Source organism: Rubripirellula tenax, from assembly GCF_007860125.1.
Classification (GTDB): Bacteria; Planctomycetota; Planctomycetia; order Pirellulales; family Pirellulaceae; genus Rubripirellula; species Rubripirellula tenax.
The window spans coordinates 509,234-523,041 of record NZ_SJPW01000004.1 but is presented as its reverse complement, the minus strand read 5'-3'; the positions used below and the strand labels follow the sequence as shown (position 1 = coordinate 523,041).

Here is a 13,808-nt window from a genome sequence, read left to right as displayed (position 1 = left end):
GAGACCTGACGCCTTGTTGTCGCGCTAACTGGACAGCGTCACTTTGGATGAGTTTTTTTCTTACTTTGCCAGAGAGATTCATTGATGGATGTGGGCGGCGTCATCATGTCAGTTGTCAAACGATTGGGGGCAAGCGAGTCGCTGTCGGTCGCGGCCCATTTGTTTGCCCCCATTCGTTTGACTTTATCCGCTGGACCACCACTTCGGTTATCCCTAGGCCGGACGAATTGAAAGAGAAGTATGCCGATGAAAATTCGAATTATCGATCGTCAACGGCATGAACCGTCTGGACGCTTCGTTACCGTCATTGCAATTTTCCTTTTCACGTTTGCGATGACGTCTCCTGGTTTTGCTCAGGATAAGTCCGACGACATCTTGTTGCTTTCCGTTGGCGAAAGTTCGGGCCTCTATTCCGATGTTGCGGTTCACTTGCAAGGGCTGCTGGCCGGTGTTGATGGCTATCGCAACGCGAAGGTGGACATTCTTCAAGAGTCGCGCATCGAGTCGCTTGCAGATGGGTTTTATGATCAGAACTCAGAAGATGTCGGGTTTCGCGCCAAAGTTGCGGAAGGTTACAAAAATGTCATTTTGATTCCCACGATCAACACCACGCCCACCGGCACGATTGAATACCGCGAATTCAACGGTGGACCAACGAATGTTTACGATGAAGCTCCGCTTGATAATAAGTACTTCGCGCCGGAAGTGTTTTATGAAGGTGCCACGCAGCTGAGTAATCTGATCTTGAATGCGGGAAGCACGCCCAAGATCCTGCTGCCAAATAACGTGGACCAGCAAGTCAGTGACTACGGTTCCGTAATGAAGCGTGTGGCCAACGGTGTCGGCCTCGATTTGATTCCTGGGGCTCAAGCGGTGCAGGCGACAGGAACGATATCCAATGCCGAAGAACAGTTCCTCTACGCCAGTTCCATCTTCACCCAGGTAACCGGGCTGAACGCCAGCAGCTCGACTTACACTCCCGCAGGCATCTCAAGTGGGAATGCCGCCGCCTTGGGGAATACAGCGCAAGCGACCATTGACACGCAACGAGCGACACAGCAGTACAGCACGAGCTATGCCGAGGAAGGTGCGGTCGTTTATCGAAACCTCGATGTCGCCACCGCGCCTTTTAACGATGTCGTCCGCTACGCGTACAAGGGTTCCAGTACTCATGACTGGACCCGAGATGCGCTCAACAAAATCATCGACAGCAATCCCGCGACGAGCGCGGCCTTTAGAAAGCTGGGCACTCGGAATGGTGAGAGTATTGGAACCCGGTATTGGCACCCTGATGACACTGACCCCAGTGACGCTCAGAATCAGTTGGGCAAATTAAACAATGATGCGGACCAAAGGGCGTTCATGTATGTATCCGGATCCTGGTTGGGCGCCGACGCCCAGGAAGTGATTGACCTGAATCAAGCCAACATGGTTCCCATGGCCTTCGACTGGATCAAGTCGTTCGCCATCGATTCCGTCAGCGGCACCGCTTCGACTTTGGATGCGTTGGATTACCACAGCAGCAGCGAATTATATTTCAACTATGCCGAGCGGGGTTGGAAGTTGATTCCGCTTACCATCGGGATGGGGCGTTTGAACGAGGCGATGCCAGACTTCGTTGCATCCGATGATGGACTCCATATGTCGGACCCATTGGTCTACATGAACGCCTACATGATGTTGAGTTCGGCACTGGGCACCGAGTTTCCATTTCCTGACGAGATCACTGCCGCGGATATTCATCGAGGTTCCTACACGACGGAGCAGATTCGAATGGCCGCCCTGATGGGGCATGATCTGATCAAGGAACTGGCTAACCTTTCTGAGACGGGCGACTTCGTTCCCGATAGCGATCTTTTGATTACGACCGATCAATTTGTGGCGGCCCAGATCGGTGAGCAATACAGCTTTCAGCTCTTCGCAAGCGGCGGCGATTCCGCTTACGCCTGGGAAACGATTTCCGATGCAGGCCTGCCCGACGGTCTGACTTTGTCAAGCGAAGGTCTGCTTTCTGGCACCGTGATGGATGACTTTGGAAACTGGAACGTGGCCGTTCAAGTGACCGATGGCACGGGCGCTTTCAAGAAAGCAGGTTTTAAGTTGATGGCTGTTGCCGTTCCTGAGCCGACGACGGGCGCGTTTGTATTGCTTGCTGCTGTTGGATTCGTCGTTCGTAGAAGTCGAAGAAGAGCGGATCGTTTTGCTTGAGGGTCAAGAATCGTTAGACTTCCAGCCTGGATGGATCCGCTACGGCAGTCACGATTCACCTCCGACAAGGCCTGAGCCAATGCCCGTTTCGAACGCAGTTCCACACGCGATTCTGTTCTGCTTGTTGAGCCTTTCGATCAGCAGCACCACGATGGCTCAGACGCAGAGTCGCATTCGCGTATCTGACGATGGCAATCATTTCGTTTTCGCGGAAACCCGACAGCCGTTCCGTGTCTGGGGCGTGAACTATGATCACAACGGCGCCGGTGAACTGATCGATGAGTACTGGATCGAGCGCTGGGACGAAGTGGGGCAGGACTTCGCGGAAATCAAATCGCTTGGCGCAAATTGTGTACGCATCCATTTACAAGTCGGTAAGTTTCTAATCGCTGCGGACAAGATCAACCAATTGGCAGTGGACCAACTGAAGAAACTGCTGAAGCTTGCCGAGCATGAAGGGCTGTATCTGGATATCACGGGATTAGCCTGCTACCACAAAGCCAACGTTCCCCCTTGGTATGACCAATTGAACGAACAAGATCGCTGGCAGACGCAAGCTTTCTTCTGGGGATCGATCGCCGAAGCCTGCCGCGACAGTCCCGCCGTGTTTTGCTACGACCTGATGAACGAACCGGTTTTCCCGGCGAAGAAGCAAGCAGGCGAAGAACCTGATCGCGAGTGGTTGGCGGGTGAGCTTGGAGGCAAGTTTTTTGTGCAGCGATTGACACTCGATCTGAACGGTCGCACACGCCAGGAGATCGCCAAGGCCTGGGTCAATCAAATGGTCGACGCGATTCGAGAACACGACGATCAAACCATGGTCACCGTCGGCGTGATTCCTTGGGTGTTCGCGTTCGGGGGCGGAAAGCCGTTGTTCTATTCACCGGAAGTGAGTGAGCGTTTGGATTTCGCATCGGTGCATTTCTATCCTCAGAAAGACAAGGTCGACGCCGCGATCACTGCTTTGGAAGCCTACGATATTGGCAAACCTTTGGTCGTCGAAGAGATGTTCCCGTTGAAGTGTTCCACGGCAGAGCTTGAGGACTTTGTAAATCGATCTGCCAAGTTTACCGACGGCTGGATCAGTTTTTACTGGGGCGAAACTGCCGCGCAACTCAAGCAAAAGCCCGAAGCCACGATCGCGCATGCCATCACCGCCGCTTGGCTAGAAAAATTTCACGCTATGTCTGCACAGATCCTGATGCTGCCGTAGCGGCAATGAGACGTTAGAAGAACGGACGGTGTTCTGGCCGTCGTATCCGACGTCCCAGGTCGCTCTGGACTTGACCAGCGATGACTCTGCTTGCGATCGCCATCATTGCGGTTTCAATTCGATCGCTTCGGCAGATCGCGTTTGCAGGGATGTAAAGGCGCACGTTTCGTGTTCTAAGTTTTTGACTAACAAAAGACTCGGAACGATACGAAGTTCAAGCGAACAATGGCAGCGACGCGTATTCTTTGCCGAGAACTGGCGATGGATCGGTGCCGAGCCAGTCTTTCAGAACCGATGCATAGACTTGGCGGAAGTCGTATTCGTGTTTCAGATCGCCATCCTGTAGATCCGTCAAGTTTGGACGTTTTCCGACAATCCCGGCTTTCACGCCACCACCGCACAAGAACATCGGACCGGCGGCGCCGTGATCGGTTCCTTCGCTGGCGTTTTCAGAAACGCGTCGACCGAATTCGCTGAACGTCATCACGCAGACTCGCTTCCCATGGTCGTGGCCTTCCAAATCACGTACCAACGCACTGACCGCATCGCTCCATTGGCGAAGCAAGATGGTGTGGGTTTGATCTTGCTGGGCGTGTGTATCGAAACCGTCATGCTGGACGTAGTAGATGCGTGTGTTCATTCCCGAGTCGATCAATTGGGCCACGACGCGGAGCTTGTTGCCCAGTTCGGTTTGGGGGTATTTCACATCGCTCTGGTAACTCGAAGCCGCTTCGGTCACGCGCTGGCTAGCGGCGATCGCCGAGGTCGTGCTTGATTGCAAAAAACTCAACAGTTCATTTTCACTTGCGGAATGGGTCGGCTGGCGATTCTGCAACAACTTCCTTAACGATTGCTTGTCATTGCCCCGCAATTGAAACTCCGCCAACTCGTTCACTGTCGGCACGCGAATGCTCGTTGATGCGATTGCCGCCGGTTGCTGTTCTCGGCCCAGGTGTAAGGCGGGGACGTCACCGCCAGCGGCCAACGGTTGTTGATCCAGGAAACGACCTAGCCATCCATCGGGGCGTGGTTCGTCTTTGCGCCGGCACGTGTGCCAAATGTCCATTGACTCGAAGTGTGAACGATTCGGCTTTTCATAACCGACATTTCGAACCGCGGCGAACTTCCCGTCCTGCAACAGTTCGTGCATGCCGGTCATCGAGGGATGAAAGCCATTGTCGTCATCGCACTTCATTACGTCGCTCGTCGGAATCGCCAGCTTTGGCCGAGCCGATCGGTAGTCGTCGTCGGCGTAGGGAACGATCGTGTTCAGTCCATCGTTTCCGCCCGACATTTGCACCACGACAAGGATTCGTTCGGTGGTGTTGCTGCGACCCGATGCTGCCTCTGCAAAACACTTCGGCAATGCCGCACCGACTCCGATCGCAGCCGCGCTACCAACGGTGGTTCGCAGGAATTTGCGTCGACTTTGGTTTGTAGAGATGTACATATCGATGCGCCTTAAAGATTCACGCGAGCTGGCAAATGGGGAGAGAAGTCATGGCATGCAATAGCGACCGCATTCGCCGCTCTTCGTCACCTGATCCAGACGTGACGGTTTGGCGGATCTGGGTCTTTGTTGGCTCATCCAACCGCACGGCAAGCAAACAATGCTCGAAGTGTTCGATGGCTTGTTCGGTCGTTCGCACACCCTGATCTCGCAAGTACTCCGCGAGACTCTTGCCATCGAATCGGGTCGCTTCGTTCTCCAAAATGTCGGCGACAAGATTCGCCCGCCCCAATAGCGTCGACGAATTGACCCACGCTCGGCCTCCGTCCCAACCTTTGACGTTCGGTGGATAGAACAAGCCTTGGCCGATGTTCAGCAGGCCCTTGGCGACGAGTTGAGTGTTGGTCGTGGCTTTGAGACTTCGCAGCATTCCAAGCACGAGTTCGACAGGCGATTTGATTTTGCGACCGATCGAAATTGACGAATAGAAAAGGTTGCTGCCAAGGATTCGCTGAACCACGGGGGCAACTTGCAAATCACTTTCGCGGAAAGCGTCCGCCAACGGCTGCAACATCGCGTCCGTCGGATTCGGCTCATCGCTAACGAAAAACCGATAAAGCTTGCGAGCGACAAAGAGGGGTGCGGCGGGCTGTTCCAATACGATCCTTACACCGTCTTCGCCATCAAAATTGCCGCTTTGCCCGAGCACCGTTTTCGTTTCTGTATCATGTTGGTAACGGTTCTTGCGAAACTTCTTGTTCTTGATCTCCCAACCGGTGAAGCAGCGTGCGAGCTCGAGTACGTCCATTTCGGTGTAGCTGCCTTCCCCGAGGCAGAATAGTTCCATCAGCTCGCGGGCGAAGTTCTCGTTCGGATGTGCTTTTCGATTGACCACTGAATCGAGGTAGACCAGCATCGCCGAGTCTTGCGAAATTTTATGGACCAAATCGCCAAAGTCGCCGAGCGCATGGTCGCGCAAGAGCTGGTTTTGATTCCACATCATCCTGGCATCCTTGACCTTCTCCGCGCCCGTTGCAAAGTGACCGTGCCATAAGAGAGTTGTCTTTTCGAGCAACTGATTTGGCGTGTAGAGCAGGCGATAGACCCATGCCGCAGACAACTTTTTTGCGTCACCGCCAGCCAGGGTTGCTTCGGCGAGCGCGTCGGCTGTGGAGCGGAAGTCGGTCGATTCACGGTTGCCCGCGACGAGTTCTTTGACCACGTCCGCAGGAGTACGGTTTACCGTTTCATCAATACGGATCAGGTCCATGCCGAACCCAGATCGGCGATACAGATGCGCCACCGTAGATCGGTCCCAAGGCTGATCGGCCGTCGGTTCAAAAGGCTGCCATGCCCAGGCCGGATCGACGGAGTGCATGTTGTTCATCACTGGGCCTCCGAATCCGACGTCACATCAACCGCCAACCCCAACGTCATCTGCGACTCTGTCACATTCAAGTTCAATCGAACGTCGCGAAGGAATCCGATCAACTCCAACAGCAAAGCAATCTCGTCTTCAGCCGCTTGTTTACTATGCCCCTTTTCGAGCATGCTGTTGGCGATCAACTGTGGTCGGTTGGTTTCCAAAATGCGTTGCAAAGTCGTCGTTTCCAACCTGCCGATCGTGTTCGGAACGCCTGCCTGTGATCCGACTTCGTTGTCGTGCTTGTTGCCGCTGGGCGACTCAATCAACTTCCGCGCCAACGCGGTGGAGCTCGCGAACACAATTCGTTCGCCCGCAAACGCCAATGTCGGTGAAAAGTTGAACTGAATTTTCGCATCGCGGCTTTCTCGCGCGCCCTTTTCCGGTACATAGGTCGCCGTGACCAATTGGGCATCGCCAACGGTCTCCATCCCAAGGTCGAATTGTGGTTGTCCGTTTTGGGCGCCGGTGACATTAAGGAATCCGATAAAACTTTGAAACACACGACGCAATTCGGGCTGCGTCTCGTCGGGATTTTTCATCCGAAACTGCACCGCGAACGCGGGCAATTTGATCGCCGGCTGGGGCAGCACGTCCGTAAAATCTTGTTCCATGCCGACAATCTGGATTTCACTTTCCAGCGAACCAAGGATGTCTTCGCCGAAGTCTCGACCGGAAAAGAATGTTGTCAGCGTCGTATCGGCGACGGCGAGTTGATCGACGGCTCGATCGGAAACGAGGTCGCCGGATCGCAGCCACATTTGCGACAAATCGCGATGCGTCGACACTGCGAACAAACGGTTTTCCACGTCCAGAAGCGACGGTGCGGCGGCAAGTTGGGGTTCTCCGAAAAAGTACTCTCGCGGCGCTTCCCAATCACGCTGATGAGGCGTTGCCAGACGCAGCGACAGCCCGGCATCACGAATGTTGAACTGGCCCGTCACAAACGATGTGTGACGAAGATTTGCCAGCACACCGCCCAATGCAACTTCGCCTACGATGTTGTCAATCTTTTCATTGAAAACGCTTTTTGCAAATCCAGCATCACGCAGTGGTTCAATGTCGACGTACGCCGAGACGGTTGAATGCTCTCGGTCACCCAGGTCAATGGATTTCTGTGCCGCGGCGTAGGTCGTGTTGGTTTCGAGTGAATCGCCGTTGCGATCGAGGTACTGGTCAATGATGGATTTGCCAAGTTCCGCATTGTTAGTCAGAAGCAACCAATCGTGAATCCGCACCATCTTCCATTTGTCGCCCACCAAGTCGGCGGTGAATCCGCGGTATTCACCCTGTTTCGCGGTTGCTCCTTGCATTTGCCTGAATGCCAGTACAAATCCGCGGAAGCGTTCCAATGAGTCCGCGTCAGACGAGTGAACCAAGATCGCCACACCGCCATCCGAAGCATCGAGTGCGATCGTAATGCCGCGATCGGTCAGAGTCTCCATTGCCTCTTGCCACGGCTTTCCCATAGTCGCTTCGAAGGCACGCAGACCCGTTTGGATCTTTGCCGGAGCACCCGATTGGATGAACCCATCGTACGCCGGCATCGCTTCGAGTTTCGATCGAAGCGGATGTTTTAAAACGGTTTCCAATGCCTCGCCCAGATCAGAGACTTCCGCACAAGCGACAATCGAACTGGGCAGCAATTCGGTCGCCACACAGTCGACACCGCGTGGAGGCTCAGCGAACGAGTCTCGCGGCCAAGCGATCAAGCTGGCAAGGACCAGCATCACGCTCAGCACCGGAAGGGAGAGTTTCATTTGACGGAGCATGGAGTTTTCGGTTTGCAGAAAGAGTTCGGTTAGCACAACGAATTTTACTGGATGGATCGACTGCAGTCGTCGTATTTCTGCGTACCAATTGTCCTGTTCGATGAACGCGATACCCTGCAGACCGCTAGTCGAAGTCTGGTGGCGACTGTACTTGCTCTGGCGGACCGGAATCGATTTTGGTTTCTGGGTGTAGATTTTTCCATTCGCATAGCGTCGTGCGAGTGAAGTCATAATCGTCGAGGGGCAATTCCGCCGATACGCGGACGCAACCGCCTGGGGTGCCAGCAAATGAGACATCGCATCCGCAAACTGACGCGATGCCTATTTCGTCAGGTGAGTAACAAACCAATCGACCATCGCCTTGGTCGCATTCTCAGCGTCCTCGCCTCCGAAGCCGTGGCCGGCGTTCTCAAACTCGATCAGTTTGCTTTCAACGTTTGCTTCTTCGAATGCCGCTTCTATGTTGCGGCTGTGCGATATGGGAACCAAATCATCCTTTGCTCCGGCAAGCAACAGTGTCGGCGCGTCGTCGGGCGTGACATGAACGATGGGCGAGTTGGGTTCTGCCGCAATCATGTCGATATCGAGCGCCGGGAACCGTTGATAAGCGGGGAGCCGATCGGGGGCGTCCCTGGCCATGATGCGCAAATCGGTCGGTGCGACGTACGCAACGACTGCGTTGACTCGATCACTGACCCGTTCGACGGGGTCTTTTGAATCGGTAATTCCGTCGTCGGATGCCGTTCCAAGCATCAGCGACAAGTGTCCCCCCGCACTCATTCCGAACACGCCAATTCGGTTCGGATCGACTTGAAACTTTTCGGTATTGATACGAATGAACCGCACGCTGCGACGGACATCGGCGACCGCTTCGGCGATGGAGAACTTTGGGCTACTGCCGTGACGGACGGCGAACACCGTGAATCCCTCGTCCGTCAAGGGCTTGAACATGTGCTGTGTCTGTTCAGGCGGCGACCAATGGGAATACCACCCGCCGCTGACCATGAACAAAACCGCCGCTCCATTCACATGCTCGACGGGCGTGAACACGTCGCACGTCATCGCCAGTCCAAGTTTGTGGCCATAAACGACATCGGGTTCGATCACGACATCCTGTGCGTCGGATCGCAGCGGCGCGGCAACGAACACGCCGAGGAATACCGCCAGGATTGGAGCGTGTCGCAGGCGTAGCATCGGCGTTGACCCGTTTTGATTGAGGTGATGCATTTCAAACACCTCAACGACTGCATTGGATCGGCGAATTTCGACCGAATTGCAAGGACTCCGATCCGTTGCCGCTTACCGCTGGCTACAAAGTGTAAATGTCATGCCACGGGGCGATTGAAAAGGGACTACATGTGGGCGCTTCGTCCAACGCGATCAAATCCATGTCATCGAAAGAGGCTGGCTGAGCGATGTCGGTATCAGATAGCCGCACCTGATTGCGATCGCCGCCATGTCGAAGCCGCTTTTTCTTTCGCGCGTTGTCGACCAGGATTCGTTGCATGGCAATACCTGCTGTGCCAAATGGTGATTGGTCATGAAATTCAACCACAGATCAACGCAGACGAACACCGATTTTTACGCCCCCGTCTTCAGCACGCAATCTGTGTTCATTCGTGTTCATCTGTGGTTTTTCTTGGCGAATTGGTTCCCTTTCCTGACTATCCCGCGAGACGATTCGAGGTGAGCAGGAGGGTTTGCTTTAGCCGGACGCTCTCTTACGCGTAGCGGCTCGCTAAGCCGCTAAGGATCGAGCGGGAATTAAATGTACGATGGGCACTCTTGCCCGTCGCGAACATCTCGGGCAAAAGAGCCCGAGTTACGACAGTTATTTTCCGCTAAATCCTGAGCCACCACCGGCTTGGTGATTCAACGTCGACGTCGTTTGCGAGCCGCCATCACGCCGACGCCGACCAAGCCCAGGAACGCAAACGTGCTTGGTTCGGGAACAGCGACGACGTTTCGCAATTCCAATAGCAACTTTGGCCCAAGGCCGCTGGCGTTGTCCTTGGAATCGAACCGAATCGCTCCGACCGAACGGTCGACGTTCTCGCCATCGAAACGGACTTCCCGTGCTATCAAGAATTGCACCCTCTGGTCAGAGTAGTGTTGCATGAATCCGGTCACGTCCAATGCAACGGATTCTAGTGATTGGCTAACCGTCAGGTGCCCCAGAAACTCGGCGGTCTCACCGATACCGAGGATAAAGTTGTCGGCAACCAGCGTCGCCGTGCCGGTGGACTCGCCTAAGTTGTCGGTCATGCCCCAAGTGATCGTTGTTTCGTCCCATTCGTCACCAATGATGCCGTACACATGCGCGGTGACGAATTCCTCGCTGCCTTCACTGATTTCACCATGGAGTTGCAGCACAGCACGTTCGACGGCGACTACTTCTGTTATCCCGGTGGTGTCGAACTGAATCAATCCGACCGATCGACCGTCGGGTCCGTCGGCGACGTTTCGGACGAAAATGTTGTCGCTGCTTCCGGCGTTGCTGTTGATGTTGTTGCCGGCACGAACGGTCGCGTCGACAGACGCGGTCAAGTCCACCAGATGATCTGCGGCGGTGCGAGGTACGGACAACAGCAGGACGCTTTCGCTCGCCTGATCGACGTTGATCATCATGTCGCTGGGGACGACGATGCGGTGTGTGACTTCGGCCATTTTGCCTTCGGATACTTCTTCGATCTGGACGATCGCGCCAGGCTCGACACCTAATGCGGACAGGTCGAATGTCAGACTGCGGTTCTGCGATGACGATTCGTTTGCCGACAGCATGTAGAAGGCGTCCTTGGATGCGTTGTAGCTGGTGGCCACTTCCAGGTTGTTTGTTGTTTCCGATACGCCCAACAAATCCTGACCTCCGGCGAATCCCTTCGTGAACAATTGCAACACGCCCGCAGCCTTGGTGGCGCCGCCGACGTCGTAGGACGCGTCAAAGCGGCTGTTGGTAAAGATCGCGTTTTTTTGTAGGTCGGCGTCTTCGGCGTTCGAGTCAAACTTAAACAAGTAAAGCTCGTCGACCTGTTCATTCGCCAGCCCCGCAAAGATCCCTCCCAGCCGAGCGAAACGCGATGGCGTGTTCAGGTCGTCTGTGCGCGTATCGAACACGCCGTTGGAGTGGACGTTGAACTCGGTCAATGCAACGTTGACTTCGCCGATCAAGTTGTTCTGGCTAATGTCGCGAGCCACTTCGTTTTTGATGAAGTTCAGGTCGGCAGCGTATTCTCGCCCGTCTGCGTTGTACTGCTGGTAACCGTAGGTATGGATCAGCTGAAAATTCGTGTCGACTTGTCCCAAGAAGTTGGTGTTCAAGTTGTTGATCACCAGTTCGCCCCAACCTTGGTTGTCATCGCGCGTGTCGGAGTTGTCGGTGCGTGCAAAGTACTCGTTGGCCGAACCGGCGGTGATGGGTGCGATGACATTGGCGGTAAGGCTTTTGCCAAAGTCGCGGTTTACGTCGCCCAATGCGGACTGAATCGCGTCCGACGCCAACTGAAGCCGCAACAGGTAGTCGGCTTGAGTGACGCTCTGGCTGCCTTGGTCCGGTTCGTTGTACATGCTGAAACGCTCGACGTCGTGGTTGCTGCCTAGGTAGTAGGCTTGGGCGTAAAAGTGCTGCCAATGTTCCCAGCGGTCCGCCCATCCCGCGGCGGAATCGTCTTGGACCATCGGATACTGGCCCGCGGTGCGGTTGATGATTGCTAACTGGCTGATGCCGTTGTTGGCAAGGTCGCCGTAGGCATGGTCGAAGTTGATGAATCCCGAATCGTTGTTCCTGTAGCCGTCTTCAAAGACCGAGAAGTTGATCAACGAAGGGTCGGTGGGGTTGGACCGGACCGCTTCGCGACGAGCAAGGAATGACGATTGGCTATTGACCCCATCGCCGTGACCGGAAATGTCGTCGACCTGTTCGATATTGGGGGCCGACGTAAAGATGCGAGCACCGTTGACTCCGGTCCAACGCCAGAAGCTGCTGTTGTTGGACCCGGGCATGTAGTTGCCACTATTGAGCCCAATGATGCTGGGCGTTTTACCAATTGGATCCGTCGATAGCGGCCTGACAACGTTTTGGCCCCACGCGAACTGTGTCGCCAGAACCGGAATTAGTAACGTTAGGGTTCGGGTGAAAAACCGCAGCCCAAAACGCGACGAAGATTTGGATCGATTGGAGGTATAAGGCATCGGTTCGCAATCGGAAAAACAAGGGTCAACGTCGACCAACAGGACAAATGGATCACAGTGACAATCATGACGAGCATTCATCGCCGTTACCACTTTGTAGTTTTGAGTAGCTGCTTCGCTTCGTCGTAGTTCGGAAAAATCTGGCCCGTGGCAAGGGCTTGCTCAAGCAGATTCTTGGCAGCGGCGTGGTTCTTCCCAGCGATCAAAATTCTGGCCGCGTAGTAGGAACTCTCGACGCTAATTGGGCCGCCGACGAGCACCTGCTGTAAGATCTTTTCGGATTCTGCTTGCCCGCCATACCGATGCAGAATCCACGCCAGCGCCATCGCCGCGTTTCGGCCAGCCGGCGAGCGAAGATCGGGTTGCAGCTTGACGCCGAGTTGTGCGTATTGGATCCCACGATTCTCCATCCCTTTCATGTCGCTAAGCACGATGGCAAGTTCGATGATCGCAGCCAGGTTGGCCGGCGATTCCAGATGAACCGATTCCAAATAGTCCTTCGCCATCGGATAGTCCTTCTTGTAGCGAGCCACCAGCGCCGCCAGTAAACGTGATTCAATCGAAGGATCCGAATTTAAGACTGCGCGTTCGGCGCAGGCCTGTGCCATGTCGGTGTCCCCGGTCTCTAATGCCCATTGGGCCACCTTGATTTGAGTCGGGGCATCTTTCGGCGCTGCCTCGGCCGCCATCTTCATGTACTTGGCGGATGCCACAGTGTCTTTCGCTTCGTGGAACAGCAATCCCTGGGTCACTTCGGGACGTTGGATTTTGGTAGGGTCTGATTCCCAGTGCTTTTTCAACAGCGAGAATGATGCGTCGGCGTTGCCTTTTTTGAACTCGGCTCGCGCCAGCCTTGCCACCATGTTCGAATCGCTCAGGTCATCGCCGAGCACCTGGCCAAGCAGCTTGACCGCCAACGGCCAGTCTTCTCGTGCTTCGGCGATCGCAGCCAATCCTCGGACGACGCGATTCTTTAGGTTCTTGTTGCGATGTTCGTTCGTCGCAGTCGTTTTGATCATGTCGGCGCAACGGCGGAACGCCAGGTCGGCATAGGTATAGTTGCCATTGGCCAATGCATCTTCGGCTAGCAACAGCAACACGCTGGGCTCGTCGGGGATTGCCTGTCCGACGCGTTCCAGTTCGGCTCTGGCCAAGGCGGGTTGATCGGCCGCGTACAACATCGTGGCAAGCATGATACCGGCGGGCGGCAAATCCGGGTCGGCTTGCTGTGCCGCTTCCAACAGGGCACGAGCCTGCAGGAAGTTCCCCGTTTTGAAGATCACGATCGCCCGTTGGACGTCTTCGTGTTTGGCAGTGACCTTCGGAATGTACTCGCGAAGCAGCGACTCGGCCGTCATCTCATCCGCACGAGTCGTCGCCGGGTTCCATGCAACGCAAAGGGTCATCAACAGGCATGCCAGTGAATTACCGAGCCAACGAATCGGTGACAATATTTTAAACACGGGAACCTGCTGAGGTTGAAAGTGAGTGAGGCGAATGAGAACAAAAAAAGCACCCGCCGTCGTGGAGACTGCGAGTGCTTTATTGTGACTG

General features: G+C 55.0%; 9 protein-coding genes. 2 read left to right on the top strand and 7 right to left on the bottom strand.

All coding sequences use genetic code 11. The features are described 5' to 3' along the window. Positions 1 to 246 precede the first annotated feature (246 nt). Together Poly51_RS16490 and Poly51_RS16485 are read left to right on the top strand one after the other, a co-directional pair. Positions 247 to 2,208, top strand: a complete 1,962-nt coding sequence (locus Poly51_RS16490) for an Ig domain-containing protein (RefSeq protein WP_186775605.1) — start codon at positions 247 to 249, stop codon at positions 2,206 to 2,208. A gap of 79 nt (positions 2,209 to 2,287) precedes the next feature. Beyond that, positions 2,288 to 3,421, top strand: coding sequence for a cellulase family glycosylhydrolase (locus tag Poly51_RS16485; protein WP_146458877.1), 1,134 nt, complete (start codon positions 2,288 to 2,290; stop codon positions 3,419 to 3,421). Positions 3,422 to 3,635: 214 nt separating this feature from the next. Here Poly51_RS16485 and Poly51_RS16480 read toward each other — a convergent pair whose 3' ends face one another. The 7 genes from Poly51_RS16480 to Poly51_RS16450 all read right to left on the bottom strand — a co-directional run bounded on the left by Poly51_RS16480 (position 3,636) and on the right by Poly51_RS16450 (position 13,717). Then, a complete protein-coding gene (locus Poly51_RS16480; protein WP_146458876.1) occupies positions 3,636 to 4,871 on the bottom strand; it encodes a DUF1501 domain-containing protein in 1,236 nt (411 codons plus the stop codon). Between the two features lie 19 nt (positions 4,872 to 4,890). After that, complete coding sequence (locus Poly51_RS16475) at positions 4,891 to 6,258, bottom strand: DUF1800 domain-containing protein (protein WP_146458875.1); 1,368 nt, start codon at positions 6,256 to 6,258, stop codon at positions 4,891 to 4,893. Continuing rightward, a complete protein-coding gene (locus Poly51_RS16470; RefSeq protein ID WP_146458874.1) occupies positions 6,258 to 8,297 on the bottom strand; it encodes a hypothetical protein in 2,040 nt (679 codons plus the stop codon). Before Poly51_RS16470 ends, Poly51_RS16475 begins: the two co-directional genes overlap by 1 nt. A gap of 90 nt (positions 8,298 to 8,387) precedes the next feature. Continuing rightward, positions 8,388 to 9,260, bottom strand: coding sequence for an alpha/beta hydrolase family protein (locus tag Poly51_RS16465; RefSeq protein WP_146459208.1), 873 nt, complete (start codon positions 9,258 to 9,260; stop codon positions 8,388 to 8,390). A gap of 115 nt (positions 9,261 to 9,375) precedes the next feature. Beyond that, positions 9,376 to 9,621 (bottom strand): ECF-type sigma factor, encoded by a 246-nt coding sequence (locus Poly51_RS16460; RefSeq protein ID WP_261344121.1) that lies wholly within the window; start codon positions 9,619 to 9,621, stop codon positions 9,376 to 9,378. Positions 9,622 to 9,938: 317 nt separating this feature from the next. After that, positions 9,939 to 12,065, bottom strand: a complete 2,127-nt coding sequence (locus tag Poly51_RS16455) for a PEP-CTERM sorting domain-containing protein (protein ID WP_186775604.1) — start codon at positions 12,063 to 12,065, stop codon at positions 9,939 to 9,941. Between the two features lie 275 nt (positions 12,066 to 12,340). Next, complete coding sequence (locus Poly51_RS16450) at positions 12,341 to 13,717, bottom strand: tetratricopeptide repeat protein (protein WP_146458871.1); 1,377 nt, start codon at positions 13,715 to 13,717, stop codon at positions 12,341 to 12,343. Positions 13,718 to 13,808: the final 91 nt, after the last annotated feature.